The organism is Variovorax sp. OK212 (assembly GCF_900112425.1).
Lineage (GTDB): Bacteria > Pseudomonadota > Gammaproteobacteria > Burkholderiales > Burkholderiaceae_C > Variovorax.
In genome coordinates this window covers 1-25,372 of sequence record NZ_FOLP01000009.1, presented here as the reverse complement: position 1 = coordinate 25,372, position 25,372 = coordinate 1, and the positions used below count along the sequence as shown (strand labels likewise).

Sequence of the window (25,372 nt, the reverse complement as noted above, 5' to 3'; positions counted from 1 at the left end):
AAGCCTAGGCCTTCAGCAGCTTCAGCCTGACCAGGCTCTCGGCCGTTGCAACGATCGCTTCCTCGGCCGGGCGCGGGTTCCAGCCGAGCAGGCGCCTTGCCTTCGCGCTCGTGGCGTTCATGTTCACGCCGAGCATGGGCACGATGTCCTTCATCCTCGGGTCCTTCTTCGCGCCCAGTCGAACCAGCCAGTTCGGCAAGGTTCGCGCCGACACCCTGCTTGCCGACGCGCCCATGCGCGCGCGGAGCACCCTCGCCACCTCGGCGAGCCACATGCTCTCGCCCGAAATCGCGAGAAAGCGCTGGCCGCTTCCGGCCGGGTCGGCCATGGCGCGCAGGTGCAGGTCCGCCACGTCGCGCACGTCGACAAAGCCCGAGTTGATCTTGGGCATTCCCGGCTGGCCGTCCATCATGTTCTTGATGAGCCGGATCGAGTGGGAGTAGTCGGCGCCCAGCGCCGGGCCCAGAACCGCCGTCGGGTTCACCGCAGCCAGCTCGAGCCCCCCGCCCTCCTTTTCGATGAAGTCCCACGCGGCCCGTTCGGCCAGCGTCTTCGACTTCTGGTACGGGGCCACGTTGCCTGCGAGGTCGCTCCAATCGGCTTCGTCGAAGGGCCGGCTCATCGGCTTGTGGCCGACGCCGACGGCGCCGAACGCCGACGTGAGTACCACCCGCTTCACTCCCGCGTCACGCGACGCTCGCAGCACGCGCAGGTTGCCGTCGACCGCGGGCCTGATCCAGTCGTCCAGCGTCGCGTGCGCGCCGGAAGGCGTCGGCGAAGCGCCGTGCAGCACATAGGCGCACCCGCTGGCGGCCTCGGCCCATCCGCTGTCCGCGGCCAGGTCGGCGGCCACGAACGACAAGAGGTCGCCCGAATGCGCGCCTCCCGTCCTGAGGTTCTCGCGAACCTCCGCTTCCCTTGAAAGCGATCGCACCGTCGTGCGGACTCGAAAGCCCCGGCGCAGCAACGCCAGGATGCAATGCTGTGCAATGAACCCGGTGCCCCCGGTGACAAGCACCAACTCTTGACTCATGGATGTTCCTCGGTTTTGTGTGACGCAGCGGCCATGGCGACCTCGTCGCAGCACGGTCCGGCAGCACAGGGAGAACGATATTTTCGAAACGCCGTACTGTGAATGCTTGAAAGTCCGCTTTGCCTGCGCGATAGTCCGCGAATGAGTGCCGACCCTTTCTCCGACATCCTCAGGCTCACGCAGGCGCAGAGCCTGCTCACAGGCGGCTTCACCGCCGGCGGCGCATGGGCGATCCGGTTTCCGGCGCCCGACAAGATCAAGTTCTTCGCGGTCGTGCGCGGCCATTGCTGGGTCCGGCTGGAAGGTCAGCCCGAGCCGGTGCGCTTCGAGACCGGAGATGTGGGCCTTCTGTCGGCGCCCCTGTGGTCGGTGCTGTCGAGCGCGCCCGACGTCGAGCCCGTCGACGCCATGGCGCTCTTCTCGGGCGCCGGTCGCGCCTTGGCGCAGTTGGGCGACGGCAGCGAGTTCGCGCACATCGGTGGCCATGTGCTGCTCGACCCCGTCAGCGGGCCGCTGCTGCTGAACGCGCTTCCGCCGTGGATCCACATCCAGGCCGCCGCACCGCAAGCCTCGGTCTTTCGCTGGTTGCTCGACCAGCTGGTGCAGGAGCGGGCCGCGGGAGAGCCTGGCGCGCAGGTGGCGTCGACGCAGCTCGCCCAATTGCTGTTCGTGCAGATCCTGCGCGCGCACCTGAAAAAAGCCGGGCCTCTTGCCGCGGGATGGTTGCAGGCGTTGAGCGACCCGCGCATTGCACCAGCCCTCCGGTTGATGCACGACGATCCCGCGCGCACCTGGCACCTCGAAGACCTGGCCAAGGCATGCGCGATGTCGCGAACCACCTTCGCCTTTCACTTCAAGGCGGTGGCCGGCGTTGCCCCGCTGACGTACCTGACAGAGTGGCGCATGCGCCTGGCGGAACGTGCGCTGGGTGAAAACGCCACGCCCGTGGCGGTGGTGGCCCAGACGCTGGGCTACGCGTCCGAGAGTGCGTTCAGCAACGCATTCAAGCGCGTCACGGGCAGCTCGCCCACGGCCTACCGCCGGGCGCTGCAGCTCGCCGGAACCTCAGGCCGCTCAAGCCGCTCAAGCCGCTCAGGGCAGGCGCCTGTAGCGCCAGCTGCACCGCCTACCCCGCCAGCGCGGTCACCGCAATGCGCGTAGCCGAAGCGACCACGTCGTTGCGCGTCTTCGCGTCCTTCTCGGGAAACGTCAGGTAGACCGACAGCACCAGCGGCGCGCCCGCCGGCGGCCACAGCACGCCGACGTCGTTGTTGCTGCCGTACGAGCCGCCGCCCGTCTTGTCGCCCACCTTCCAGCCGGCCGGCACGCCCGCCAGGAAGCGCTCCTTGTTGGTCGTGTTGCCAAGCAGCCAGGTCTTGAGCTGGTCGCGCTGCGGCGCACCCAGTGCGTCGCCCAGCACCAGCCGCTGCACGCTGTCGGACATGGCCGCGGGCGTGGTGGTGTCGCGCAGGTCGCCGGGAATGCTGGTGTTCAGCTCGGGCTCGGTGCGGTCGAGGCGGAAGGTCTGGTCACCGATGCGGCGCGAGAAGGCCGTCACCTCGGGCGGGCCGCCCAGCAGCTTCAGCAGCACGTTGGCGGCGGCGTTGTCGCTGTACTGGATGGTGGCCGCGCACAGGTCGGCCACGTTCATGCCGGTGGCCACGTGCTTCTCGGTGATGGGCGAGTTGGCGATCAGGTCGCTCTTGCCGTAGCTCAGCTGGCGCGACAGCAGGCTGGCGTCCTTGGCGCTGCGCTCCAGCACGGCGGCGGCCAGCATCAGCTTGAAGGTGCTGCACATCGGAAAGCGCTCGTGCGCGCGGTGCTGGAAGCGCGCACCGCTGCCGGTGTGCAGCCCCGCCACGCCGATCCGCCCGCCCGAGGCGCGCTCGAGCTCGGCCAGCTGCGCTTCGGCCGACAACGACGATGACGCTCCTTTCTCGGACCAGGCGGTGCAGGCACTGGCAAGCGGCAGCACGGTGGCGGCAAGCAACAAGCTGCGGCGCTGGACGGATGACTTCATGTCTTTCTTCTTTCTCTCGGTGAATGGATGGGATGAACGCGATCGTAGGAGCGCCGGTCCGGGCGGGCCAGCGACCCGCGCGTGTTTTGCGTCCCGGGTGTATCCGCTGTAACGCCGAACCTTAATTCAACCGATGAGTTGAACGTTGACTCAAACAGGTCTATATTCAACCTCATGGTTGAACTAGAACTCCAGGACGCCCGGCTCGACGCCGTTTTCCACGCGCTGGCCGACAGCACGCGCCGCACCATGCTGCAACTGCTGTCGCACGGCGAATGCAGCGTGGGCGAACTCGGCGCGCCGTTCCGCATGTCTTTTGCGGGCGCCTCCAAGCACGTGAAGACGCTGGAGCGCGCGGGGCTGGTGTCGCGCACCGTGCAGGGCCGCGCGCACATCTGCCGCCTGGAGCCCGCCGCGCTGGCCACGGCCGACGCATGGCTGCGCTACTACGAAGGCTTCTGGAACAACCGGCTCGATGCGCTGGAGCAGGCCCTGCGGCGCGACGCCGATTCCGGCAAGTGATCTTCGCCTTTCGCTTTTACCCCTTCCCCTTTCACAAGGAGCACCCGCAAATGAAGATCAAGCACAGCCTGGGCACCCAGGTCGACGCCGCCACCCTGCGCACGGAACGCACGCTGCCCGCCCCCATCGAGCGCGTATGGGCCTACCTCACCGACCCCGACAAACGCGCCGCATGGCTCGCCGGCGGCACCATGGCGCAGCAGCCGGGCGAGCTGTTCGACCTGCGCTTCGACCACACCCAGCTCACCGGCGAGGTGGCACCCGAGCGCTTCGCCGAATGCCGCAAGCCCATCGTGCAGAAGTCGAAGCTGGTGCGCATGCAAGCACCCACGCTGCTGACCATCAGCTGGGACGAAGGCCCGGCGCCATCCGAAGTCACCTTCGAGCTCACGCCGCAGGGCGACGCCACGCAGCTCGTGCTGACGCACCGGCGCCTGGCCAGCCGCAAGGACATGCTCAGCGTGGCGGGCGGCTGGCACGCGCATGTGGATGTGCTCATCGACGTGCTGGCGGGGCGCGAGCCGCAAGGGTTCTGGACAAACCTTGCGGAGGTGGAGAAAGGGTACGAGGCGCAGCTCACCTGAGACCGCGCACCCTTTCCTCTCGTTTCTCTCACGGGGCCTTCGGGCCCCGTTTTTCATGTTCGGACGATCGCGCGCGGTGTCAAACCGTTGTCACCTTCGGCACGCAACATCTGAGGCATTACGAGTGTTTGTGTGTTTTGTTGCAATTACATTTCATTGCCAAAGCACAGCAAATACCACAGTCCCGTGGCGCGGCCGCGGGGCGTACATGTCAATTCACCGGAAACCAGAATGATCAGAGGAACGAATGCGCGCCGCGCGTCGGCGGGAGGAAGCCTGTGCGTCGCTTTGCTGCTGGCAGCCTGCGGCGGCGGAGGTGGCGGGGGCTCCGGCTTCTCGCTGGTTGGCAACGCACCGGCCGCGGGCGGTGGCGGTAACGCGGCACCGACCGTCAACCAAGGCAAGAGCGGCCCCAAGGCGCTGGTGGTCGAGATCGACGGCCTCACGCACGCCGCGCTTGCCGACGCCATCGCGCAGAAGCGCGCGCCGGCACTGCAGTCGTTGCGCGTCGCCCCCGCATGGACGGGCGGAGCGAACGGCTCGCTCACGCAGCAGCGCCTCACCGACGGCCCTTCATGGGCCACGCTGCTCACGGGCACCTGGGTGCAGCGCCACGGCGTGCGCTGGGACACCAGCGACCAGAGCGTCGACGCCAAGCTCGCACCGTCGATCTTCGCCATGGCCAAGCAGAACACGGCCGCTGGCTACAAGACCGGCGCCATCACGGCCAACCCGCTGTACCCCGCCCTCGTGCGCAACGACACTGGCGCCATCGACACCGCGTTCGACTGCGCCGGCTCCGACGCCTGCGTGACCGAGCACACCGCGCAGCTCATCGATTCGGGCCACGACCTGGTCGTGGCGCAATACGGTGCCCCGGCCAGCGCCGCGGCGGGCAGCGGCCTGGGCAGCGACACCTACCGTCGCGCCGTGACCGACACCGCCGCCGGCGTCGGCCAGTTGCTGGAGCGCATTGCCCGCCGCACGGCCAACGACGCCAGGGAAGACTGGCTGGTGATCCTCACCACGGGCCACGGGCTGGACGCCTTCGGCGGCGCCACGGGGCTGCAGACGCTCGAGAACAAGACCATCTTCATTGCGAGCAACAAGGAGCTCGCGGGCCTGCCCGGCACGGGCACGGCGGCACCGGCGGACAACACGCTGCTGCAGCTCGCCGCGGCCACCGACATCGCACCGACGGTGCTGCGCCACCTGGGCTCCACGCCCGCCGCCGCAAGCTACGGCCTGAACGGCATCGCGCTGCAAGGCACCACCAGCCTGCGCGAGTTCGCCGCCAGGACCGGTGCCGACAAGGACAACATCGAGCTGTCTTGGAAGCTCGCCGGCAACGCCAACCTGCCGGTGCAGGTGCTGCGCAACGGCAAGCTGGTGGCCACGCTGGCGGCCGGCAGCACCTCGTATGCCGACTACGTCGACGCGGTGAGCGACGGCACCTACAGCTACGTGTACACGCTGGTGGCCGGCGACACCGTGGTTTCGCTGACCGCGCAGATCGCGTACCTGAAGCCGGTGCCGCTGGCGCCGACGCTCATCAACGGCCTCGTCAGCTACTACCCGCTCGACGCACTGCCGGGTGTCGACGTGAAAACCGGCGCCTCGACCTTCGGCCCCTGGGCTGTCGACGCCGACGGCGGCTCGCTGCTGACCGACGACGGCATGCGCACCCGCGACCGCGCCAAGGCCCTGCGCGTGGACAGCCGCACGGCCAACGCCAGCGGCATGGCCGGCTACCGCGTGAAGCAGGTGACCGACGTGACGACGGACGCAGCCACCACCGCCTTCACCATCGGCTTCTGGGTGCGCACCGACGCCACCTGCAGCCAGGGCGTGGGCAACGGCGGCACCGTCATCGCCAACAAGAACTACGACACCGGCAACAACGAAGGCATTGCCATCGGCCTGTTCAGCAGCTGCGAGTTGCGCTTCAACACCGGCACCGGCAGCGCCCGCGGCGAGATCAAGGGCGCGCACTACCTGAGCGGCGGCCAGTGGGCCTACGTGGCCATGGTCATCGACAAGGCCGGCCTGGCCATGGACGCCTACGCCGTCGACCCGGTGCGCGGCATCCAGACCGGCCACGTGGCGCTGTCGCCGGCACTGGTGGCCAAGCTCGGCGGCCTGAAGAACGGCATCGGCCTGAACGAAGACGGCTCCGGCCTTTACTACAAGCGCCAGTCGGCTTCGCCGCGCGGCGCCATGGACTTCAACGACTTCGCGATCTGGAACCGCGCACTCACCGCGGACGAAGTCACCAGCCTCTACAAGGCGGCGCGACCGTTGTCGACGCTCATTCCCTGACCCCTTCCACAAACGCCCCGTACACAAGTACAGCCCCCAAAGGACCCCTATGAGATTTCCGACCCTGCGCGCGCGGACCCTGCCAGCGTTCCGACCCACATTCCTCCCCGCGTTGCTTTCCACGCTCGTCGCGGCCTGCGCGCTCTCCGCCTGCGGCGGCGGTAGCGGCGGCGGCACACCGGTGATCCCGGTCACCCCCACCACACCGACGACCCCGACGCCCGAAGCAGGCACGCAGCCCGACATGCGCTGCGCCCGCTGACCTCACGAACACGCCAGAACAAGACCATGACTTCACGCCGCAATTTCCTCTCGGGCGCCGCCACCACCGGCGCCGCTGCCCTCGCGCTCACGGCCTTTCCGCCAAGCATTCGCCGCGCGCTCGCCATTCCGGCCAACAACACCACGGGCACCATCAAGGACGTCGAGCACATCGTCATCCTGATGCAGGAAAACCGCTCGTTCGACCACTACTTCGGCATGCTGATGGGCGTGCGCGGCTTCGGTGACCGCTTCACCATTCCGCTGCCCAAGGGCCGCAGCGTGTGGCAGCAAGGCGATGCCACGGGCAACCCCGTGCTGCCCTACCACCTGGACAGCCGCAAGGGCAACGCGCAGCGCGTGAGCGGTACCCCGCACTCGTGGAGCGACGGCCAGAACGCCTGGGACGGCGGGCGCACCTACCAGTGGCCGCGCTACAAGACCAACGCGTCGATGGGCTACTTCAAGGAAGCCGAAGTCACCTTCCAGTACGCGCTGGCCAACGCCTTCACGCTGTGCGACGACTACCACTGCGCGATGCACACCGGCACCAACTCGAACCGCCTGTTCCACTGGACCGGCACCAACGGCCCCACGGGCGCCGGCGTGGCCACCGTGGTCAACGAGTGGGACGGCATCGACGCCTCCACCAAGGGCTACGAGTGGAAGACCTACCCCGAGCGCCTGCAGGAAGCCAATGTCAGCTGGATCGTCTACCAGAGCATGCCGGACAACTTCACCGACAACCCGCTCGCCGGGTTCAAGAAATACCGCAAGGCCAACGAGGATTCGGGCAAGCCCGTGAGCAACGACACGGCATCGCCGGCCTACGACCCGGCCAGCGACGACGCAGGCAACCCGCTGTACAAGGGCATCGCCAACACCATGCCCGACGGCGGTTTCCTGGAGCAGTTCCGCCAGGACATCAAGAACGGCAAGCTGCCGCAGGTGTCGTGGATCGTCGCGCCTTCCAATTTCTCCGAGCACCCCGGCCCCTCGAGCCCCGTGGAGGGCGGCTGGTACATCCAGGAAACGCTCGACGCCCTCACCGCCGTGCCCGAGGTGTGGAGCAAGACCGTGCTGCTCATCAACTTCGACGAGAACGACGGCTACTTCGACCACTACCCGTCGCCCGCAGCTCCCTCGCTGAACCCCGACGGCACCATGGCCGGCAAGACCACGCTGGCCGACGCCGACCTTGCCGTGGAGCGCTTCACGCACCCCGCCCCGCCCGGCACCACCAGCCAGCCCGCGCCCGACGGCCGCGTGTACGGCCCCGGTGTGCGCGTGCCGATGTACATCGTGTCGCCCTGGAGCCGCGGCGGCTGGGTGAACTCGCAGGCCTTCGACCACACCTCGGTGCTGCGTTTCATCGAAGCGCGTTTCGGCGTGAGGGAAACCAACATCTCGCCGTTCCGGCGCGCGGTGTGCGGCGACCTCACGAGCGCCTTCAACTTTGCAACGCCCAACACCGAGGCACTGCCCGCGCTCGCCGGCCGCACCACCAAGACCGCGGCCACCAAGGTGCGCACCGACCAGGAAGCACTGGCGCAAGTGGCCTTGCCGCTCGATCCGCAATTGCCGCGCCAGACCACCGGCACGCGCCCGTCGCGCGCCCTGCCCTATGAACTGCACGTGAGCGCGCGCGCCGATGCCATCAGCGGCAAGGTGCAGCTGCTGTTCGACAACACCGGCAAGGCCGCCGCCGTGTTCCACGTGTACGACAAGCTCAACCTCGACCGCCTGCCGCGCCGCTACATGGTGGAGCCGGGCAAGGGCCTGGACGACGCATGGAGCCCGGCGATCGACAACAGCGGCTTCTACGACCTGTGGGTGCTCGGCCCCAGCGGCTTCCACCGTCACTTCAAGGGCAACATCAACACGCTGCGTGCAGGCGGCGCGGCCAGCCCCGAAGTGCGCGTGTGCTACGACATTGCCAACGGCAACGTGTACCTGAAGATGCTCAACGGCGGTACGAACGCAAGCAAGTTCAGCATTCGCGCCAAGGCCTACCGCACCGACGGTCCGTGGACCGCCACCGTGGCCGGCGGCGCCGCCGCGGAGCAGCACTGGGAGCTGGCCGCCAGCGGCCAGTGGTACGACTTCGAGGTCACCTGCGACACCGACGCAGCCTACTACCGCCGCTTTGCCGGCCGCGTGGAAACCGGCAAGCATTCGGTGAGCGACCCGGCCATGGGCCTCGGCGACCTCTGACGCGTCGGCACGGGTCAACGCGCCACAACGGTGCGTTGACCGGCACAATGGCGCGCAATCCGCGCCACCCGTGTCGACCCGTGCCTTTTCACCTGCAGACCGGGGCGGCCGTCACATCGACGCCGCCCTTTTTCTTTCTCATAGCCAGCATCCTTCATGCTCCAAGAAGAACGATTCCTGCGCATCCGCAGCCTGCTCGCCACCTTCTCGCGCCTCAGCGTCGAGCGCATCGTGCAGGACCTTGCGGTGTCCCGCGAGACCGTGCGCCGCGACCTGCTCGAGCTCGAAGGCCTGGGCGAGCTGCGGCGCGTGCACGGCGGCGCCATTGCCACCAGCGCCGAGCCCGAGCCGCCGCTGGCCGTGCGGCTGGTGGCGCGCCAGCGCGAGAAGCGCACCATTGCCAAGGCCGCCATTTCGCTGCTGCAGCCTGGCCAGACCATCTTCATGGACGCCGGCAGCACCATGTCGATCTGCGCCGAAGAGCTGGCCACGCTGAGCGGCATGACCGTCATCACCAACTCGCTGAACATCGCGCTCAAGCTCGCGGGCGCGGGCGAAGGCCGGCTCACGGGCAACCGCACCATCCTGCTGGGCGGCGAGATCGACGTGAAGGCGCAGGCCACCTGCGGCGACACCACGGTGGAGGCCATTCGCCGCTACCGCGCCGACGTGGCGCTGCTGTCGCCCGTGGGCCTGCACGCCAAGCACGGCGCCATGAGCTTCGAGCACCACGAGGCCGCCGTGGCGCGCGCCATGGCCGAGCAGGCGCAGCAGCTGTTCCTGCTGGCCGACCACGCCAAGATCGGCCAGGCCAGCCGAGTGACTTATGCGCGCACCGCCGACATCCACGTGGTGGTGACCGACGTGAAGGCGCGCGACCTGCCGGGACTGCCCGCGCTGCGCAAGGCGTGCGAGCGGGTCGTGTTGGCCTGAGGGTGTCTGCAAGGGCAAGGCCCTGCAATGCCTGCGCGGGCCATTGCACACCTGCGGCCCGGCAGCCGAAAATCGCCCCTCCAGCGCATGGCTTTGCCACTGCGCCTGCTGCCGCCGCAGACTCCCCGCACCGGCGCAGCGGCTGCTCGCGGTACCGGTGACGCACGGTCGACTTGTGTCGTTCCAACAGGAGGTGTTTCGATGAACTTGATGCGATCAAAGTCTGCGCGTGCCTTGCCTGCGAGCGCCACGGGCGCGCATGCCGTCGGTACGGCTGCGTTGGGCTCCATCGTGATTGGCGCTGCGGCACTCGGAGCGCTGGCCATCGGTGCCTTGTCTGTCGGCCGGCTCTTCGTGGGCCGGGCTCGCATCCGCCGGCTGGAGATCGACGAGCTGGTTGTTCGCCGCATTCGAATCATCGAACAACTGACGCCGCCGCCAACGTCAGAGCCCGGCAATGCGATCGACGATTCGAAGCCGGTTGCCGAGCCCGTGAAAGCACGGGCCGAAGCTTCAGAATAGGTTCCGGATCCCGGCCCCGCCGCTGGCGGGGGCAACAGCCCTCGACTTGTGCAAGGACAGCATGCCGCTGCAGCGGCGCTGGCCTACATGCCGATCGGCCGTGACCACTCATCGTGCCTGCGTCAGAAGGCGCTCTTGACGACGCCGCCGTCGACGCGAAGGGCTGCGCCCGTGGTCGCCGACGCGAGCGGACTTGCCACATAGGCCACGAGAGACGCCACCTCCTGCGGCGAAGCAAAGCGCTTGATGAGCGATGTCGGGCGAATGTGTTCGAAGAACTCTGCCTCGACCTGCTCGAAGCTCTTGTCGCTCGAACGCGCGAGGCCTTCGACGAAGTCGCCCACCCCACGCGATTTCGTCGGCCCTGGAAGCACGCTGTTCACGGTGATGTTCGTACCGGCGACCGATTCCGCAAGCCCGCGCGAAACCGCGAGCTGCGCGGTCTTCGTGACACCGTAGTGGATCATCTCGGTCGGTATCTGAACCGCGCTCTCGCTCGAAATGAAGATGATCCGCCCCCAGTTCGCTCGCCTCATTTCAGGCAGTACGAGCCGTGCAAGGCGCACGCCGCTCAGCACATTCACGTCGAAGAAGCGCTGCCAGTCTTCATCGGGAATGTCTTCGAAAGCCTTGGCCTCGAAGATGCCCAGGCTGTTGACGAGGATGCCGATGCCGGCATGACGACGCACGGCCTCCTCGGCGGCGTCGGCCCGGCTCAGGTCGCCCGCATAGCCGACCACCGTGCCATGCGTCTCCGATCGGATGCGGTCCACCGCCTCGTCGACCGCAGTCTGCGACCTGCCGTTGACGATGACGCTTGCGCCCTCTTGTGCCAGTGTGTGCGCGATGGCGTAGCCGATGCCGGCTGTGCTGCCGCTCACCAGTGCGAGCTTGCCGTTGAGTTGAAGGTCCATGTTGAGTCTCCTTGGAGGGTTGGACGTTGGTGTCCGTTGATGTCTGCTGTTCGTGAAGCCGGGGTGACTGGCGCATGGCGGGCGCCCGTCGTTCGATGCCGATGCTGTTCCCGCTCAGCCCAGGAAGTTGATCAGCGCCGGGATGACCTGGTCTGGCGCCTCTTCCATCAGCCAGTGCCCGGAACCCTTGACGATCACGCCCTGCACGTTGGTCGCAACCATCCTGCCCTGCTCGATCAGGAATGTCCCGCCGGCCTTTTCGCCGGAGAGGACCAGCATCGGCATCGGCAGCGGCGTCTTGCCCAGTTCGGCGAACTCGGCCGCGTCCTTCTCGAAGGCCTTGAAGTATTCGAACCCGGCACGCATGCCGCCGGGCTGTGCGTAGGCCTTGGCGTAGAAGCGGCGATCGGCTTCGGGCACCGAATGCTTGGGGTCGGCCGCAAAGTCATTCCAGAAATGCTCGAAATAGATGCGCTCGCGCCCGCTCACCAGCGCCAGCGGCGTTGCGCCGTGGAAATGGAAATGCCAGAGGTCGCGCAGAAGCCACACGTTCTGCCATTCGCCGATGCCGGGCAGGAACGCGTCCATGAGCACCACCTTGTCGGTCTCCGAAGGAAACTGGGCGGCATACGCGTAGGCCACCATCAGGCCGATGTCATGCCCCACAATGCTCACGCTGCGAAAGCCGAGCGAGCGGACCAGTTCGTGGATGTCGACGGCCATGTTCTTCTTGCCGTAGCCCGTCTCGGGCTTCGACGAATTGCCGGCGCCGCGAAGATCGGGCACGACCACGGTGTGCGTTTTCGCCAGCAGCGGCATCAGCGGGTTCCACATGTGCCCGGTCTCGGCGTAGCCGTGCAGCAGCACGACGACCGGTCCGGTGCCGCCGATGCGGTAGTTGATGCGGGTGCCGTTCACCTCCGCGCTGCCGGCGCGGAAGCCGGGCACCGCGTCGACGAGGGGTGCCGCGTTCGCCGTCGGGGCCAGGGTCAGTGCGGCGCCAAAGGCGGCTGCGCCGGCGATCAGTGCACGGCGGGTGGGGGCGGGGGTGGGATGGGTGTCGGTCATGTCGAGGTCCTTGGTGTCGGTTGCTGGGGTGACGTGAATTTATGATTCAGCTTCACTTCCAGAAAGGCCCCAAAAGTGGTTTACTCATTCAGCTTTTCTGAATGATTGGAGCCGACCCCCATGGACCGATTGCGTGCTTACGAGGTGTTCGTCACCGTGGTTGCGCGTGGCAGTTTCACCAAGGCCGCCGACGCGCTGGACACCTCCCCGGCCAACGTGACGCGCTACGTCAACGAGCTGGAAGCGCACTTGCGCACGCGGTTGATCAACCGCACGTCGCGCCGCTTGTCGCTCACCGAAGGCGGCGAAGCGCTGTTCGACCGGGCGAAGTCGATTCTTGAAGAGGTGGCGGAGACCGAAGCGCTGGCGACCACCGCGTCACTGCAGCCGCGCGGGCGCCTGCGCATCAACGCGCCGCTGAGTTTCGGCAGCCTCGTGCTGGCGCCCCTGTGGCCGAGGTTCATGGCGAAGTACCCCGATGTCGAGCTCGACATCGCGCTCATCGACCGCGTGGTCGACATCGTCGAGGAGGGCTACGACCTGGCCATCCGCATCTCGCGGACCACGTCGGGCAACCACATTGCGCGCCGCCTGGGCTCCTCGGACAACCTGGTCTGCGCCTCGCCCGGATACCTTGCGACCCATGGCATGCCCGAGGTTCCGGCAGACCTTTCGCGGCACCTGTGCCTGGGCTACACCTACGGTGCGACATCCGACGAGTGGCAGTTCGCCGGCCCTGGCGGGACGCTCGAATCCGTACGCGTTCGCTGGGCGATACGGGCCAACAACGGCAACACCGCTCGCGCGGCGGCAATCGCCGGCGCTGGCGTGATCTGGCAGCCGAGCTTCGTGATCGGCGAGGATGTGCGCGCCGGTCGATTGGTCGAGGTCATGCCGGGCTATTGCATGCCGCCCATCGACATCCTGGCGATCTACGCCAGCCGCCGCCACCTCAGCGCCAAGGTGCGAGTGATGGTCGACTTTCTGGTCGAGGCCTTGCAGGACGTGCCTGCGCGAGATTGCGAATAGGCGCCGATCTGCAAGCGACCGTCCGCTGCCGCCATCACGGTTGCGGCAGGCCGACGCGGCCAACAGGGGCCTGTCGCCGGTGCGGCAGACCCCGACCGGCATCGGACCTCACGCGAGCCGGCTGGCGTGAAAATCGACACGCGTAGACTCCGCGGCTTTTCCTTTCCGCACTGGAGCGACCCGCGATGGCTATCTTGGACGCAGGCCCCTACTTCCACGGCACGCGGGCAGACCTTCAGGTGGGTGATCTGCTCACGGCCGGCTTCCGGTCGAACTACGACGGCCGCGTCGTCATGAACCACGTCTACTTCACCGCCTTGCCCAAGGGCGCCGGGCTGGCTGCGGAAATGGCGAGGGGCGACGGCCGTGGCCGCGTCTACATCGTCGAACCCACGGGCGCCTGTGAGGACGATCCCAACGTCACCGACAAGAAGTTTCCGGGCAACCCTACGCGCTCGTACCGAAGCCGGGAACCGCTGCGAATCGTCGGTGAGCTGGACACCTGGGAACCCTTCGATCCCGATTACATCCGGCAGCTCAGGGAGCGTGTACGCGTTGGCATGGGAGAGATCATCAACTGAGTCGCGCCTGCCATGCAGGCTGGGGCGCGAGCGGCGGCTGCACCAGCTCGAGGGCACCGTAAGTCAGTCAAGGATCGAAGGGCCAAGAGCGCCAAGAGCGCCAAGAGCGCCAAGAAGCAAGCCTCAGGAGAACGGGAGCACCTTCACGTCGAAGACCCGCTCGCCGAGCCAGATGGCCGCCACCAGCACTGCCAGCGCCGAGCCACCGCGCAGCACCAGCCGCGGATAGCGCCGCCAGTGGCGCAGGGCCAGCAGCGCGACCAGCACCACGGCCACCACCATGAGCTGGCCCGCCTCCACGCCCAGGTTGAACTGCAGCAGCGCCACGACGAAGTCGCGCAGCGGCAGGTCCAGCTCGGCCAGCGCGCCCGCGAAGCCGAAGCCGTGGATCAGTCCGAACAGGAAACTGAAGAGCTTGCGCCGCCCGCGCAGCACCGGGTAGATGTTGTCGATGGCCGCCAGCATGATGGTGATGGCGATGCCCGGCTCGATGATGCGCGGTGAAATGCTCACCACCTTCAGGCCGGCCAGCGCCAGGGTGATCGAGTGCGCGATGGTGAACATGGTGACGATGCCCAGCATCGGCCACACGGCCTCGCGCCAGGTGATGACGGGCTCCCAGCCTTCGGGCCTGCGGCGCAGCACGGCGGGCAGCAGCAGGCAGACCAGGAACAGGATGTGGTCGTAGCCGATCAGGATGTGGTGAATGCCGTCGCGAAAGAAGCTGGCATCCGACGCAGCGGCCGGGTTCGTGGCACCGGTGACCCCGGGCCACGCCAAGGCGACCGGGCCGCCCGAAGGATCCAGCGAGCGCACCGTGGGCTGCGCGCCGCCGTCCACCTCCATGCGCAGCAGGCCGCGGTGCGTAGGGTCGACCTCGCGGAACAGCCGGTAGTCGATGTCCAGCGCGGCACCCGCGCCGCATTGCCCCTGCAGCCGCAGCACGAGGTAGGCGCCGTCGATGCGGTCCTCGATGGCGGGTGGCTCGGCCTCGGCCAGCGTGCATTGGCCCTGCTGCAGCCGCAGGCTCGCCAGCGCATAGGCGCGAATGTCGGACAGGCGCGTGCGCACCTCGCCCCAGCTTAGCTTGCGGTCGGCGTTGCTGTCGAGGTCGAGCACGGCGTCGAGGTCGCGCAGCGCGATGTCCCATCGCAGGTCCAGGGTGTCGCCGCTGCGATGCAGCTGCAGGTAGGCGTCGCTGGCCTTGTGGGCCTGCGCCGGAGCCGCGCCGAGGAGCAGCGCTGCCAGCACCAGCATGGCCAGCACCATGCGCTCAAGGCGTTGCGTCGACACGCGCATCCTTCAGTCCGATCTGTTGCATCAGCGCTTTCACCTCGCCGCGTGCGGCGGTGTCGTTGGCAGCCGTGGCGGCGCGCGCGAACACCAGCAGGTCGATAGGCTCGCGCTGCAGCTGGACGTTCATGCGCGCGAGTTCGAGCGCGCGCTTCGGGTCGTTCTGCACGTCGAGCGCGAACATGGCCTCTTCGCGCGCATGCAGTGCGGTGGTGCCGGGGCGCAGCGCGGCGGCTTCGAAGCGCTGGCGCAGCTCGTCGGCCTCTGCCTGGGCGCCTTTGCTGCGGGCGGTACTGCTCGCAGCACCAGCGATGGCCAGCCTCAGCAGCACCGCGTCGCTTCTGGCTTCGTTGGCCAGCAGCCTTGCGATCTCGGCGTGCCGGCCGGCGCGCTGCAGGTAGTCGCTGTAAGCCAGCAGCAGATAGCCCGAGGGCTGCGCGGCCATCGCTTGCCGGTACGCCGCATCGGCTTCGGCGGGGCGCCCCGCCAATTCTTCGACCTCAGCCACGCTGGTCAGCAGCCACTGGCGCGTCGCGGCCTGATGGGTGTCGCGCAAGGCCGGGTCGGACAGAAGCGCCCGCAGCGCATCCCTGGCTTCGGCATGGTGGCCGCGCAAGCCGGCGTTTTCCGCCAGGCAGGCCACGCCGTAGAAGGTGGGCCCCACGCGACCGAGCGAGCGGCAGGCGGCGTCGGACTCGTTGTAGCGCCCGCGCACGCGAAGAATGGTGGCCAGCGTGATCCACGCCTGCGCGTCGCTGGGGCGCCGGGCCAGTGCTGCTTTCAGCGTGGCCTCCGCGCCGTCGAAGTCGTGGAGAAACTGCGCAACCGTGGCGCGCATGACCAGCACGCCCGGCGGCGTCTGCACCAGGGGCGTGGCCTCCCAGGCCTGCAGCGCGCCCATGGCATAGCCGGCATAGCGCGCGTCGCCTTGCTCGCGCGCCAGTTCGAGGTAGGCGGTGGCCGCAGCGATGGCCGTGGCCTCGTCGTTCGGCCGCCGCGCGAGTTCGCGGCGCAGCTTGCGCTGCTCGCCGGACCAGCCGGAGACGACGGGCAGTGCCTCCACCACCTCGTCATCGCTGGTGGGCACGCGCGGCACCGCATGCGCCGCAACGGCGGCCAGCGCGAGCGCCGCGCCGGCCACCCAGAGGGTTGCGAATGCGGTCCGGCGCATGGGGTTACTGCGTAGCGACCGGGTCTTTGGTTTCCGACGTCGGCGGCGGGTCGAAGGCCGCCACGTTGGCCGGCTCTTCCGTGTCGAGCACGCTCGCAACCAGGGCCTGCACATAGGCCACGAACTGGTCGTACGCGTCGAGCTGGTCGGGCGGCGGGTTGTTGCCGCCAACGGGGAACGGGTAGAACCCACCCCCGCCCCCGCCACCCCCTCCGCCGCCACAGCCCGTGAGGGCCGCTGCCAACAGGAGCGCGCCGCCGATGCGTTGAATGTTGCGCTTCATGCGGTACTCCTTGCTCACGGTGCCGCAGCGGCGTTGACGGCGCCCGGCAGCGGCGTGTTCAGGTACGGGAAGGCGGCCGGAAACTCCGACGGGCTCTGCAACGCGCCGTCGGTGATGGCCGCGCCGCCCGCCGGTGCGTCGCTGGGCTTGCAGCCGACCTTCAGCGTGTCGTTGGCGCCCGTCAGCACGCACAGCGCGCCCATGGCCACGCGCAACTCGATGTCCACCACGTCGTCGCCCGGACGGCGGCCGTTCGGGAAGCCCGCGTTGTCGCTGCCGGCCACGCCAAGGTTGCTCTGCATCGCCAAGGGCGTCGGCGCGATGCTGGTGTTCAGGCGCAGCATTTCAGAGGCCTTGACGTTGGTGGGCTTGTTCACGCCGTCGATGCCCGTCAGGAAGGCTGCGACCAGGTCGGTACGCGGGAAATTGGTGGGCGCGGGGGCGCTGGGGTACAGCGTTGCGATCAGCGCTGGCAGCGTCGGATTGGTCACGTAGGTGGCGAACTGGCCGTCGTCCATCGGCTTGGAGCTGTTGAACTTGTCCTTGTCCTTCAAGCCGATGACCACTTCGTTGACCAGCGGCATGCCCAGGCGCGAGACCTGTGCCCAGGCGCCGCCGTTGATCGTCGTGGTGCCGTGGCCGCTCTTCGGCGGGCTGGCGATCAGGCGGCCCTGGCGTGCGCTGGCCGTGGTCCAGCCGCCGATGATCGGGCCGGTGCCGCCCGCGGTCAGGCAGGCAATGGGCACCTCGAGCGCCAGCGTGCTGACGTTGCGCGTGGCGAGCGTGCCGGTACCGTAGGCGCTGGTCGAGCCGAGCGGGTTGAGGTTGATCAGGTCGAACACCTGGCCGAGCGCCACGGCAAACGGGTCCTGGCGCTGGCCCGCGAACACGCGGCCCGCCGTGGCGCAGCCCGGAATGTTGACGTTGTAGACCTGCTGCGCCGCGTAGGCGGCATAACCGTTGGGCCCGCCGAAGGTCTTCTCGCCGATGTTGTCGGTCGGCCGGTCGAATACCGCGCCGCCGCCTGCGGCGTTGGTGACGGGGGCGGCCTGCCCCTTGCGCCGGTCACCGCGCACCACGGTCAGCGTGAAGGTTTCGCGCAGGTTGCTTGTGGCCTGGTTGGGCGCGGTGATGGCGCCGGCCTGCACCAGCGGAATGGAGACCTGCTTGCCCGCGATCGGCAGCTGGATGTCGCGCAGCGTGTTGGTGAAGCGAAACTGGAAGGTCAGGTTTTCGGTGGCGCCGCCGGTGTTGTCGATGTGAATCTCGTACAGCCCGTTCGGGTCCATCGTGTAGTAGTTGGGGCCGCCGTAGGGCCCCTGGTCGGGCTGGTAGTTGGCGATCAGCGTCACGAAGTCCTGGCGGTTGGTCTCGTAGCTGCGGAACATGTAGAAGTCGGTGGCGTCCAGTTTGGGCATTCCCGCGATCGAGGGCGCCTCGCGGTGGCTCGAGGCGAAGGCCCCTGTTGCGGCGACCGCGCACAGGGCGAGAACACAGGCTTGGACAGGCGTTTGGAGCAATCTCATCGGCGTCACCTCGAAATAGAAATGTTGAAATGGGCACGAGCGACTCACACGGCGCGATGGCCGGCGCTGTCTGAGTACGCGCAACAAGCTCACCTGGATGTGCGGGCGCGAGCAGGGATTGCCTGCTTGCGCTCGGCGCCGAACAGAGCAATAAGGCGCGAGGCTGGCGATGTCCGCGCCGCCATGGTCCTGCGGCAATGGAAGGCCGGCCCCTCTTGCCGACGCCACAGCACAGGCAACCGACATCACCGGGGCTGCGCTCCGCTCCAGCCGTTTTCGACATCGGTCACCCAAGCGGGTGGCCCGCTACTCGGCGTCGAGCCGATCCCGCCGCATCGCGCGCCACAGCGCAAGGTCGTAGGAAATCTTGAGCAGCCCGCATGCGACAAGCGGCAAAGAGATCCATCCGGCCGCGAACAGCGCACCGCTGAGCGTCGGGCTGATGGCCGCTGCCAGGCTCCGTGGAACGGCGGTGAAGCTCGCGGCAGCGCTGCGCTCTGCGGGCGTCACCACGGCCATCACATAAGCGGTCCGGGTGGGAACGTCCATCGAAGACAGCGCACTGCGAACCATCAGCAGCCCCAGCGCCATCGGCAAGCTGGGCGCCAGCGCAGCCAGCACCAGGCAAACGTTGGCCGGCAGGTGCGTGAAGACCATGGTGTTGAGCAGCCCGATTCGTTGCGCAACCACGGGAGCCGCAAGCTGCGACGCGGCGCTCAGCAGGCCAGTCCAGTCCAGTCCAGTCCAGTCCAGAAGAAGAACACGCCGGCTTGAGTCAGCGAGACCACATCCCGCGCGATCACCGCCTGCGAAGCGTTGACCGATTCCTCGATCTCGCAGAGCTCCGCCAACATTTGGTGCCGTTCTACGGCCACACCGGCCAGCCATCGTTGCAGGCCGGCCACCCAACCCAGCCATTTAGCTGGTCCCTTAAATGAACCCCGCAACCCCTGGTCGAGGGCAGGACTTTTCAGTTTGCGCGTTTCGCTGCCCGCCAGCCTGCTCCAAGTACTCTACAAACCCGTCGAAGGCATCCAACAACGGCTGGAACCGCGCCGCACCGCCTTCCAGTTGGCACAAGGCGTAGCAGGTCGCCTCCAGCGTGGACAGTTGGTCGGGCCCATGGGCTTTGCGGATACGGTAGTGCGAAGGCGGGAGATTGCGCAGGGCCAAGCGGGGCAACTGTTGCAGTGGCGGGCTTTGGTAGAGCATCTTTCGGCTTTTGCGCCAGGTGCCGTCCAGCACGATCAGGCGCAGGCGCGACGGGGCTTGCGGCCACTCGGGCGGTAGCGGGGGGGGGACCCGCAGGTCCGGGGCGGTATCTTGCAGACTGTCCGGGTACAGCAGCAGCGTGTGCTTGCCGTCCGCCGGCCAGACCGGCGCGGCAAATGCCTCACCCACCACCAAGCGGCAGTGCGCCAAGCTGAGGTGCAGCAGGCGGGCACTGCCTTTGGACTGGTGTACCTCCAGCGGGTGCTGCAGCACCAGTACCTCCACCGCGTGGGCGGTGGGCGCGACCCAGCGGCAAATGCAGGCGCTGAGCGGGCGCAGGCAAGCGGTGCATTGGGGGCGTGGGACTAAAGCGGCGGACATGGCTGGATTTTATTCAGCGTGCCTGGCCAGACAATGCGTGGAAGGGGATGTCTCTTGGCTTTGGCGCGGCGACCTGCGGCTTTGGACAATGTCGGAAGACCGCAGTGGGCCCGAAGCCGACACTCTGTTTGCCTTAAAGCGGTCATCCAATCAAAGAGGATTACCCGAATCGGCCGTAAGCTGGCCTCGGCGACAAAGGGTGATCTCAGGTATTGCGGCAGACCTTGGAACCAATTCCAACTTCCAGTTCCACTCATTGTGTACCGTAAGGCCGGCGCGCACGTCCCATGAGCTTCTCATGCCAAGTCGGATAAAGATCTCGTCTTCTGCACTGGCGACAAACGGCAACGAAATCGGGTGATTCTCAAATTTTGAGTTGCCGAGCAAGCCGGCCTTCCATCGTTGAAGGATCGTGTGCGCGCCGAATGAAACCGGCAGCGATACATACTCGCCATTTTCCAATGCAGCCACGTTTGCGCCATCAACATCGATGAGTGCGGACAAGATCGCCGCTCCTTTGGCTGCTGGTCGGAAAACGTAAACAACCGTGTGCCCCGGACGGCGTTCTGCTACCGGTCTAAAGATTGGGCCGGAAGAACTACACCCGGCGACTCCGAAGGACGAAATAAGAGCAAACAGTGCATGACGGCGTTGCATGGTCGATTTACTAGGAAAGGGTTGCTGAAGTTGAATAAGCAAAGATTACGTTAGCAACTCGACTCGTATACGTCTGCTTCTGGCCGACACCAGCCCGCAAGGCGTACTCATGCATCTTGAGGTCGAGTCTCTTGAGCCTTGATCATTTCGAGATAGCGAATGAGGCCCTTCCTTAGACCTCCATCCTCGATAGAGAAGACATCCTCAACTTCGGCGTCGCGCATTCTGGCTGCGTTGAAAACGAGTTGCCCAAGGCGCAGGTCCGGTTGCCTCTGCCAAACCTCTCCAAGCAGCTCAAGCATTTCGGGAATTCGATCAGGGTCGCGCATTGAGATTGCCTTTTTCTAGAGTCAAAGAGCAAAGGACCTGCCCTTTGGCCGCCTGTAGCCGATGCATCGCCGGCGGCGCGGGGCCCGAAGCTGCCGGTCGTCTGTCTACAAAGCGAACCGTCGGCAGAGTGCGCTATTCCGTGGAGTAGCGAAAGACGCCCAAAAATATTGGGTCAACGGCGACAGGCCTTGTCACCTTTTCTGGCGCATACGCAAAATCGAACTGAACAGTTACCCAGCGTGCCTCTGAAAGGTTCCGGCTTTTTGCGGCTTTGACGGCGGCGGCTGCGAAACCGGCAGCGTAAGAAATCTCTCCAAGCAGGCGCTCCACCTTTGTCAGCTCGAACGAAAAGCAGTTCGCCTCTTGCTCATCCAGGCTGTAATAGCCGACGCCGCAAAGATCTTGCAGGACATCGGTCGATTGCTCGAAATCTTGTGAGTAACCGAGCCAGATTGACACTGCGCCTGGACTTCTGAAGTCCTGCGTATAGAAGTCTTCGTCTTCGGAATAGTCGCGGCGTGGCATGAGGATGCGAGGAGCTGGAGAAATACGAGTGAATGTCCGAAATTGGCCGACTGTAGCCTGTCACAGGCCCGGTGCAACGGGCCCAAAGCGGTCTCCGCTCATGCTGCGAAGTGGACGTTGTACTCAAATACAAAGACAAAGCTGCTTCTGGGTGAGCTGGCGCAGCTTCTAGATTGGTAACAGAGCAAGGCTATAGTGGGTTGCCAAACTTCTTCAATTCTCTGGGCCCATCAATGGACTTGATTTCACGGACCGCGGCGGCCTACATCCTGCTGCTTCCTTCAAGCTATCAGCTGGTAGATCAGAAGGTCGAACATACCCCCTTCCCAGGGACCTCTGTAGCAACTGTCGAGACTCATTGCACCTGGACGGACGAGCGAGGACGCATCGTGGCATTTTCTTGGTGGAAGCCAATGCCCGCATATCCGGGCGGGCAGATGGTCCCTGAAATGCAAATGAGCGGTTGGTGGGCCAATGAACCTGCGGTGTTCGTCCAAACGAAGGTTTTCGATGGAGTGGAGCAACGCGTTTCTGTCGCGTTTCAAAAAAATCCGCGTCTCGATGCAGATGCTCGCATCTTTGCAACCAGCTTGGATGTCGCTGAACTACAGCGCTTGTTGAATGCGGCGACGGTGCGTGACCTCACTTCGGACCAAGCCGCAAGGGCCGGGTGTGAGGCTTTGGGACCGACCTAGGGGATGTCTTCAAACGTCTGCAATTGGCGGCTGTAGCCTTTCCCGTACACCGCAGCGTAGCCTTCGGCTGTTCACCACAGGTCGAGTCGGTCGAACTGAAACTCGACTACATCCGCAGCCGGTAGGTCACCGAAATCGAGGACGAAACCGAAAACTCTGACAAGCCCAGCGGTTCGGTCGACAACTCTGCCGCATCCGCGGTATCCGAACTGCCCGTACTGCCCGTACTGCTCAAGTCGCTCAGCGCTGAGCCGAATCTTTTCGTCTGCAGGCCAATCCTCAAGATATGGAGCGCGCAGCTCGGTAACCCCGGAAGGGCGCAGCAGATTCGGGACGAGCTGGCCAGCGACATAAGCGCATGGGTGGCAGAAGGCGACCACCGTGCTCTGTTCGCTGGAGAGCGTTACATCGGCCTCTTCGTCGTCTGCAGAAGGCCGTTCAATGCGGTCGATGGTGAGGTGCTTCAGCTGCATGTTCAGGAATTAGAGATGCGCTGCGAATGTCTGGTTATGGCCGTCAGATGCCTGACGCGGACGAGTCATTTGACGCATGACCTACCGTCTTGACCAGCTCAAGCCGAACATCAACGCCATAGTCTGCCGGAGCGCCCAGCACCGTCTCGAAGTAGCGGTCAATCCATCTGGCGATGGTTCGCCCATCGTCGGCCGGCAGGGCGACGGTCAGCGAGAGGCCTGCCGCCCATTCCACCAACGCTCCGCCCAGTGCGGCCAGCACCGCCGACGGATGCTCTGCATGCGGGTACGCGGCGTTGAGCGCGCCATCGTGGAACTGGACCCATTTATCCGTGTGACCGGCGACCTCAAACGTCGCGCAAAAATCTGGCGCTTCGACCGCCTCTCGGACGGCTGGGGCAATCTCGGAAATTTGGTCAGCGCTCATAGTTCGATGGTTGATTGGGAGGTTGTCTCGAACGTCCGGTCATGGCCGTCTGCCGTCAGGCAGGCCGGCGCCGTACTTCGCTAAAGCGCATGCGCCGTAGACTGCCTTGCGACTCAAGTTGACCAGACTCGACGAGCAGCGCGAGCCGCTTCACGAAGAAGACATCAGGAATTCCGCTCAGGCGGTCAGGCATCGAAAGCATCGCCATCCCGACCACGCGTGCGACCTTCCTCCAATCGTCGGAGACTTGAGAAAGAATTGCCGCATCGATGCGCGCCAGCACGCCTTGAGGCAGCCTGGCAAGCCGTTCGCTTTCCGCGGGTGAAAGCTCGGTGTCTTCGTCATTCATCGTGCTGAATTGTTGGATGGGTCAGCCTAAATCGGATGGGCTGCTTGCAGCCGGACTTTTCCCTGCAGCGCGACCGGCTGGTTCTGGCCGAGACGCGTCACGCATCTTCGAGCTCAGCATCTTGGCCTACCTGAAGTCTCGGCAAGTCGTTGGCAGTGGCGAGCACGAACGTGAAGACCGTCATGTCCGGATGCCCGTCCGCTGTCAGCGCCCTAGGTTGGGACAGGTAAGGCTTGATGGGCACTCCACCCAGGCGAGACCTCTCAGAGACAGCGAACTCACCCGCTTCGAGCTGTCGCGCAAAGAGCGACACGGGGCGCTGCTGGTGAAAGATGTGTTCGATGCGGAATTTCATCTCGTGCTATGGGAACGGCTGCTTTTGAGCATATTCTGCCCCGCCCACGAAGGTCTGGTCTTGGCCGACTGTAGCCGAAGCATCACCGGCGACGCGGGCCCTGAGCAGTCATCGAATCGTCTCGAAAGCTGACGTTCGCCCCGCGATTGCAACTCGCGTGCCTACGGATACCAAACAATCGAACACCCTTCGTCGAGTGCGCCTTCGTAGTGCTGCCTGAACACATGCATACGTTGGTCATTCAGGGCCTCAACGTGTAATGGACGCCCAGCGCCGATGTTGAGCTCGACAAATCCAAATCGGACGAGTTCCGACGCTGCAATATCTTCTCGGGAGATCTCTTCGTTCTGGGCCAAAAAGAGCATGAGTTTGTGCCTGGCGCCGAGCATTGGCGCCATCCATTCAAAGTTGCAATGTCCGGCGTACGTTGCCTCGCAGCCATACAAGTAAACCTTGGTCACGTTGATTCGCAATCGCTCATGGTGGCCGGATTTTGACCGACCCGGCCATGTCCGGTGTTGGCCGAAGGCGGCGCTACACCGCATCGGAATCTAAGGCACCGCCTCCCAGCACCGCACGATGCGTTTCGGGCGACACCAGAATCTGGCTGCCAATGGGCACATTGGCCTTCTCAACGTCGACAAGCGATACGACGACGCGCCAGGTCCGTTCCCGCTGTGCAGACGTCGGGGTGTTGCCGAAGTTGAAGTGCGCCATGTTGAGCTGGGCTTGAGCCTTGAATTCGCTTCCGCCAGGCGCGACAACAAGGACCTTTTCCGATAGGTTCTTCCAGCCATCTTGCACAGGGAAATCCGGCGCCAAGGTTAGGCCGATGCCGGAGAGCTGGAAGCGCTCTGCAGCCGTCAGCAACACGATTCGTTTCACGCGATTGGACTCCTGCTTGGAATGACCGTTCCTGGCCGAGAGCTGCAACAGCTCGACGTCCTATCAAGGACCATACGCGGCTTTAGTAGTAATGCTGTGGGTTGTAGAGCTCCTTAAGAAACCCGTCATGCACTAGCAACCCATCTCCGACATAAAAGCTGTGGATTTCTTCGACTACAAGGTGGAAGACAGTTACCTCCAAGTAGGGGTCTGGACTGTCATAGATTTCACCGTCGATGAATCCGTTCTGCTCCTCGGGGACTGAATAGTCTTGGTAGTTGAAAAAGTGACTGCGCCGGCTGTAAATCTCAAGTTGGCCACGAAGCCCCGCCCAGCCCACTCCAGGCGTGCTCGTGCGGTACACCGGTTGGGGCACGCCGATGCTTAGGGACAGCCCGTCCCGAGGCGATGGCCATTGCTCTGTGCGCAAACCGTTGCCGAGCAGGCTCAATCCGGCCAAGGGTGCCCAGCCTATGTACGCTCCGGCAAACAATCGCACGTTCTCTGTTGCAGCCACGCTTTGAGAGCGTGAAGCATCGCCTTCCTGAGCGGTGTAACTGAGATGTTGGATAGGCTGTCGCTCGCAGCAGAGCAAATGCGCGACCCGCCTGTACATGGGCTTGCCCGTGTCCGTGTTGTGAATCGCCCCGGATTTTGTGGAGGCTCAACACTCTGAGAGGATTGAGCCATGAAGAAGTCGAACAAGTTCTCACCCGAGGTGCGTGAGCGCGCGGTGAGGATGGTGCAGGAGCACCGCGGGGAGTACCCGTCGCTGTGGGCGGCGATCGAATCGATTGCACCGAAGATCGG

General features: G+C 65.6%; 30 protein-coding genes and 2 pseudogenes. 12 read left to right on the top strand and 20 right to left on the bottom strand.

Annotation, left to right across the window (positions count from 1 at the left end):
• Positions 1–4: 4 nt before the first annotated feature.
• Positions 5–1,033 (bottom strand): SDR family oxidoreductase, encoded by a 1,029-nt coding sequence (locus BM004_RS23970; protein ID WP_093217478.1) that lies wholly within the window; start codon positions 1,031–1,033, stop codon positions 5–7.
• 102 nt (positions 1,034–1,135) lie between these two features.
• On the opposite strand from BM004_RS23970, the gene BM004_RS23965 reads away from it, so the two are divergent.
• On the top strand, positions 1,136–2,194 hold the full coding sequence (locus BM004_RS23965) for an AraC family transcriptional regulator (RefSeq protein WP_093217475.1): 1,059 nt from the start codon (positions 1,136–1,138) through the stop codon (positions 2,192–2,194).
• On the opposite strand, the gene bla is transcribed toward BM004_RS23965, so the two are convergent.
• Positions 2,160–3,053 carry a class A beta-lactamase gene (gene bla, locus BM004_RS23960; RefSeq protein ID WP_093217473.1) on the bottom strand — a complete coding sequence of 298 codons (894 nt, stop codon included), beginning with the start codon at positions 3,051–3,053 and terminating at the stop codon, positions 2,160–2,162. The two genes, BM004_RS23965 and bla, sit on opposite strands and share 35 nt — an antisense overlap.
• Positions 3,054–3,227: 174 nt before the next feature.
• Between bla and BM004_RS23955 the strand changes: the two genes are divergently transcribed.
• The 7 genes from BM004_RS23955 to BM004_RS23925 all read left to right on the top strand — a co-directional run bounded on the left by BM004_RS23955 (position 3,228) and on the right by BM004_RS23925 (position 10,408).
• Positions 3,228–3,575: an ArsR/SmtB family transcription factor gene (locus BM004_RS23955; RefSeq protein WP_093130967.1), complete on the top strand. Its 348-nt coding sequence runs from the start codon at positions 3,228–3,230 to the stop codon at positions 3,573–3,575.
• Between the two features lie 50 nt (positions 3,576–3,625).
• The gene (locus BM004_RS23950) at positions 3,626–4,159 is read left to right on the top strand and encodes an SRPBCC family protein (RefSeq protein ID WP_093217753.1); all 534 of its coding nucleotides are present in this window, start codon (positions 3,626–3,628) and stop codon (positions 4,157–4,159) included.
• A gap of 231 nt (positions 4,160–4,390) precedes the next feature.
• Positions 4,391–6,478 (top strand): LamG-like jellyroll fold domain-containing protein, encoded by a 2,088-nt coding sequence (locus BM004_RS23945; protein ID WP_256220025.1) that lies wholly within the window; start codon positions 4,391–4,393, stop codon positions 6,476–6,478.
• A 49-nt stretch (positions 6,479–6,527) separates the two neighbouring features.
• The gene (locus tag BM004_RS23940; RefSeq protein WP_093130970.1) at positions 6,528–6,740 is read left to right on the top strand and encodes a hypothetical protein; all 213 of its coding nucleotides are present in this window, start codon (positions 6,528–6,530) and stop codon (positions 6,738–6,740) included.
• A 26-nt stretch (positions 6,741–6,766) separates the two neighbouring features.
• Positions 6,767–8,953, top strand: a complete 2,187-nt coding sequence (locus tag BM004_RS23935; RefSeq protein WP_093130972.1) for a phosphocholine-specific phospholipase C — start codon at positions 6,767–6,769, stop codon at positions 8,951–8,953.
• A gap of 156 nt (positions 8,954–9,109) precedes the next feature.
• The gene (locus tag BM004_RS23930) at positions 9,110–9,886 is read left to right on the top strand and encodes a DeoR/GlpR family DNA-binding transcription regulator (RefSeq protein ID WP_093130974.1); all 777 of its coding nucleotides are present in this window, start codon (positions 9,110–9,112) and stop codon (positions 9,884–9,886) included.
• Positions 9,887–10,087: 201 nt separating this feature from the next.
• Positions 10,088–10,408: a hypothetical protein gene (locus tag BM004_RS23925; RefSeq protein ID WP_218152720.1), complete on the top strand. Its 321-nt coding sequence runs from the start codon at positions 10,088–10,090 to the stop codon at positions 10,406–10,408.
• Between the two features lie 122 nt (positions 10,409–10,530).
• Here the strand turns inward: BM004_RS23925 and BM004_RS23920 are convergent, their stop codons facing one another.
• Together BM004_RS23920 and BM004_RS23915 are read right to left on the bottom strand one after the other, a co-directional pair.
• Positions 10,531–11,322 (bottom strand): SDR family NAD(P)-dependent oxidoreductase, encoded by a 792-nt coding sequence (locus BM004_RS23920; RefSeq protein WP_093130975.1) that lies wholly within the window; start codon positions 11,320–11,322, stop codon positions 10,531–10,533.
• 114 nt (positions 11,323–11,436) lie between these two features.
• Positions 11,437–12,390 carry an alpha/beta fold hydrolase gene (locus BM004_RS23915; RefSeq protein WP_093217470.1) on the bottom strand — a complete coding sequence of 318 codons (954 nt, stop codon included), beginning with the start codon at positions 12,388–12,390 and terminating at the stop codon, positions 11,437–11,439.
• 120 nt (positions 12,391–12,510) lie between these two features.
• Here BM004_RS23915 and BM004_RS23910 point away from each other — a divergent pair, with 120 nt between their 5' ends.
• Entirely contained in the window at positions 12,511–13,419 is a 909-nt protein-coding gene (locus tag BM004_RS23910; protein ID WP_093130978.1) for a LysR family transcriptional regulator, read from the top strand.
• Positions 13,420–13,604: 185 nt separating this feature from the next.
• Positions 13,605–14,000, top strand: a complete 396-nt coding sequence (gene arr / locus BM004_RS23905; protein ID WP_093217467.1) for an NAD(+)--rifampin ADP-ribosyltransferase — start codon at positions 13,605–13,607, stop codon at positions 13,998–14,000.
• A gap of 123 nt (positions 14,001–14,123) precedes the next feature.
• On the opposite strand, the gene BM004_RS23900 is transcribed toward arr, so the two are convergent.
• The 9 genes and pseudogenes from BM004_RS23900 to BM004_RS23865 form a co-directional block, all read right to left on the bottom strand.
• Positions 14,124–15,299 carry a HupE/UreJ family protein gene (locus BM004_RS23900; RefSeq protein ID WP_093217465.1) on the bottom strand — a complete coding sequence of 392 codons (1,176 nt, stop codon included), beginning with the start codon at positions 15,297–15,299 and terminating at the stop codon, positions 14,124–14,126.
• Positions 15,274–16,464, bottom strand: coding sequence for a tetratricopeptide repeat protein (locus BM004_RS23895; RefSeq protein WP_093217462.1), 1,191 nt, complete (start codon positions 16,462–16,464; stop codon positions 15,274–15,276). The genes BM004_RS23900 and BM004_RS23895 overlap by 26 nt, the downstream gene beginning before the upstream one ends.
• A 4-nt stretch (positions 16,465–16,468) precedes the next feature.
• On the bottom strand, positions 16,469–16,747 hold the full coding sequence (locus tag BM004_RS23890) for a hypothetical protein (RefSeq protein WP_093217750.1): 279 nt from the start codon (positions 16,745–16,747) through the stop codon (positions 16,469–16,471).
• A 14-nt stretch (positions 16,748–16,761) separates the two neighbouring features.
• Entirely contained in the window at positions 16,762–18,273 is a 1,512-nt protein-coding gene (locus BM004_RS23885) for a DUF4331 domain-containing protein (protein WP_093130988.1), read from the bottom strand.
• A 306-nt stretch (positions 18,274–18,579) separates the two neighbouring features.
• Positions 18,580–19,055 (bottom strand): annotated as a pseudogene (locus BM004_RS23880) (MFS transporter); the annotation flags it as partial.
• Between the two features lie 148 nt (positions 19,056–19,203).
• A complete protein-coding gene (locus BM004_RS23875; RefSeq protein ID WP_093217459.1) occupies positions 19,204–19,866 on the bottom strand; it encodes a tRNA-uridine aminocarboxypropyltransferase in 663 nt (220 codons plus the stop codon).
• A 150-nt stretch (positions 19,867–20,016) separates the two neighbouring features.
• Positions 20,017–20,370, bottom strand: a complete 354-nt coding sequence (locus BM004_RS40770) for a hypothetical protein (RefSeq protein ID WP_143072486.1) — start codon at positions 20,368–20,370, stop codon at positions 20,017–20,019.
• A gap of 260 nt (positions 20,371–20,630) precedes the next feature.
• Positions 20,631–20,852, bottom strand: a complete 222-nt coding sequence (locus BM004_RS23870) for a DUF1040 family protein (RefSeq protein WP_143072485.1) — start codon at positions 20,850–20,852, stop codon at positions 20,631–20,633.
• Positions 20,853–20,985: 133 nt separating this feature from the next.
• Positions 20,986–21,378 (bottom strand): hypothetical protein, encoded by a 393-nt coding sequence (locus tag BM004_RS23865; RefSeq protein ID WP_256220024.1) that lies wholly within the window; start codon positions 21,376–21,378, stop codon positions 20,986–20,988.
• A gap of 233 nt (positions 21,379–21,611) precedes the next feature.
• On the opposite strand from BM004_RS23865, the gene BM004_RS40765 reads away from it, so the two are divergent.
• On the top strand, positions 21,612–22,073 hold the full coding sequence (locus BM004_RS40765) for a hypothetical protein (RefSeq protein ID WP_143072484.1): 462 nt from the start codon (positions 21,612–21,614) through the stop codon (positions 22,071–22,073).
• 71 nt (positions 22,074–22,144) lie between these two features.
• Here BM004_RS40765 and BM004_RS23860 read toward each other — a convergent pair whose 3' ends face one another.
• From BM004_RS23860 to BM004_RS23830, 7 genes are all read right to left on the bottom strand, one after another.
• A complete protein-coding gene (locus tag BM004_RS23860) occupies positions 22,145–22,546 on the bottom strand; it encodes a hypothetical protein (RefSeq protein WP_093217453.1) in 402 nt (133 codons plus the stop codon).
• A gap of 43 nt (positions 22,547–22,589) precedes the next feature.
• Positions 22,590–22,973, bottom strand: coding sequence for a hypothetical protein (locus tag BM004_RS23855; protein ID WP_093217450.1), 384 nt, complete (start codon positions 22,971–22,973; stop codon positions 22,590–22,592).
• Positions 22,974–23,028: 55 nt separating this feature from the next.
• Positions 23,029–23,322, bottom strand: a complete 294-nt coding sequence (locus BM004_RS23850; protein ID WP_093217448.1) for a DUF3658 domain-containing protein — start codon at positions 23,320–23,322, stop codon at positions 23,029–23,031.
• Positions 23,323–23,419: 97 nt separating this feature from the next.
• Entirely contained in the window at positions 23,420–23,677 is a 258-nt protein-coding gene (locus BM004_RS23845) for a hypothetical protein (RefSeq protein ID WP_093217444.1), read from the bottom strand.
• Positions 23,678–23,838: 161 nt separating this feature from the next.
• Positions 23,839–24,138 (bottom strand): hypothetical protein, encoded by a 300-nt coding sequence (locus tag BM004_RS23840; protein ID WP_143072483.1) that lies wholly within the window; start codon positions 24,136–24,138, stop codon positions 23,839–23,841.
• 73 nt (positions 24,139–24,211) lie between these two features.
• Positions 24,212–24,562 carry a hypothetical protein gene (locus BM004_RS23835; protein ID WP_143072482.1) on the bottom strand — a complete coding sequence of 117 codons (351 nt, stop codon included), beginning with the start codon at positions 24,560–24,562 and terminating at the stop codon, positions 24,212–24,214.
• Between the two features lie 82 nt (positions 24,563–24,644).
• On the bottom strand, positions 24,645–25,022 hold the full coding sequence (locus BM004_RS23830) for a hypothetical protein (protein WP_143072481.1): 378 nt from the start codon (positions 25,020–25,022) through the stop codon (positions 24,645–24,647).
• Positions 25,023–25,250: 228 nt separating this feature from the next.
• On the opposite strand from BM004_RS23830, the pseudogene BM004_RS40760 reads away from it, so the two are divergent.
• Positions 25,251–25,372 (top strand): annotated as a pseudogene (locus BM004_RS40760) (IS3 family transposase); the annotation flags it as partial.

Coding starts and splice junctions, on each gene's coding strand:
- BM004_RS23845 (WP_093217444.1), bottom strand. CDS start 23,677: ATGAAATTCCGCATCGAACACATCTTTCACCAGCAGCGCCCCGTGTCG.
- BM004_RS23955 (WP_093130967.1), top strand. CDS start 3,228: ATGGTTGAACTAGAACTCCAGGACGCCCGGCTCGACGCCGTTTTCCAC.
- BM004_RS23930 (WP_093130974.1), top strand. CDS start 9,110: ATGCTCCAAGAAGAACGATTCCTGCGCATCCGCAGCCTGCTCGCCACC.
- BM004_RS23970 (WP_093217478.1), bottom strand. CDS start 1,033: ATGAGTCAAGAGTTGGTGCTTGTCACCGGGGGCACCGGGTTCATTGCA.
- BM004_RS23950 (WP_093217753.1), top strand. CDS start 3,626: ATGAAGATCAAGCACAGCCTGGGCACCCAGGTCGACGCCGCCACCCTG.
- BM004_RS23900 (WP_093217465.1), bottom strand. CDS start 15,299: ATGCGCGTGTCGACGCAACGCCTTGAGCGCATGGTGCTGGCCATGCTG.
- BM004_RS23940 (WP_093130970.1), top strand. CDS start 6,528: ATGAGATTTCCGACCCTGCGCGCGCGGACCCTGCCAGCGTTCCGACCC.
- BM004_RS23860 (WP_093217453.1), bottom strand. CDS start 22,546: ATGCAGCTGAAGCACCTCACCATCGACCGCATTGAACGGCCTTCTGCA.
- BM004_RS23850 (WP_093217448.1), bottom strand. CDS start 23,322: ATGAATGACGAAGACACCGAGCTTTCACCCGCGGAAAGCGAACGGCTT.
- arr (WP_093217467.1), top strand. CDS start 13,605: ATGGCTATCTTGGACGCAGGCCCCTACTTCCACGGCACGCGGGCAGAC.
- BM004_RS23875 (WP_093217459.1), bottom strand. CDS start 19,866: ATGTCCGCCGCTTTAGTCCCACGCCCCCAATGCACCGCTTGCCTGCGC.
- BM004_RS23890 (WP_093217750.1), bottom strand. CDS start 16,747: ATGAAGCGCAACATTCAACGCATCGGCGGCGCGCTCCTGTTGGCAGCG.
- BM004_RS40765 (WP_143072484.1), top strand. CDS start 21,612: ATGGACTTGATTTCACGGACCGCGGCGGCCTACATCCTGCTGCTTCCT.
- BM004_RS23935 (WP_093130972.1), top strand. CDS start 6,767: ATGACTTCACGCCGCAATTTCCTCTCGGGCGCCGCCACCACCGGCGCC.
- BM004_RS23925 (WP_218152720.1), top strand. CDS start 10,088: ATGAACTTGATGCGATCAAAGTCTGCGCGTGCCTTGCCTGCGAGCGCC.
- BM004_RS23885 (WP_093130988.1), bottom strand. CDS start 18,273: ATGAGATTGCTCCAAACGCCTGTCCAAGCCTGTGTTCTCGCCCTGTGC.
- BM004_RS23920 (WP_093130975.1), bottom strand. CDS start 11,322: ATGGACCTTCAACTCAACGGCAAGCTCGCACTGGTGAGCGGCAGCACA.
- BM004_RS23915 (WP_093217470.1), bottom strand. CDS start 12,390: ATGACCGACACCCATCCCACCCCCGCCCCCACCCGCCGTGCACTGATC.
- BM004_RS23855 (WP_093217450.1), bottom strand. CDS start 22,973: ATGAGCGCTGACCAAATTTCCGAGATTGCCCCAGCCGTCCGAGAGGCG.
- BM004_RS23870 (WP_143072485.1), bottom strand. CDS start 20,852: ATGCGCGACCCTGATCGAATTCCCGAAATGCTTGAGCTGCTTGGAGAG.
- BM004_RS23910 (WP_093130978.1), top strand. CDS start 12,511: ATGGACCGATTGCGTGCTTACGAGGTGTTCGTCACCGTGGTTGCGCGT.
- BM004_RS23895 (WP_093217462.1), bottom strand. CDS start 16,464: ATGCGCCGGACCGCATTCGCAACCCTCTGGGTGGCCGGCGCGGCGCTC.
- BM004_RS23865 (WP_256220024.1), bottom strand. CDS start 21,378: ATGCCACGCCGCGACTATTCCGAAGACGAAGACTTCTATACGCAGGAC.
- bla (WP_093217473.1), bottom strand. CDS start 3,053: ATGAAGTCATCCGTCCAGCGCCGCAGCTTGTTGCTTGCCGCCACCGTG.
- BM004_RS23945 (WP_256220025.1), top strand. CDS start 4,391: ATGATCAGAGGAACGAATGCGCGCCGCGCGTCGGCGGGAGGAAGCCTG.
- BM004_RS23965 (WP_093217475.1), top strand. CDS start 1,136: ATGCTTGAAAGTCCGCTTTGCCTGCGCGATAGTCCGCGAATGAGTGCC.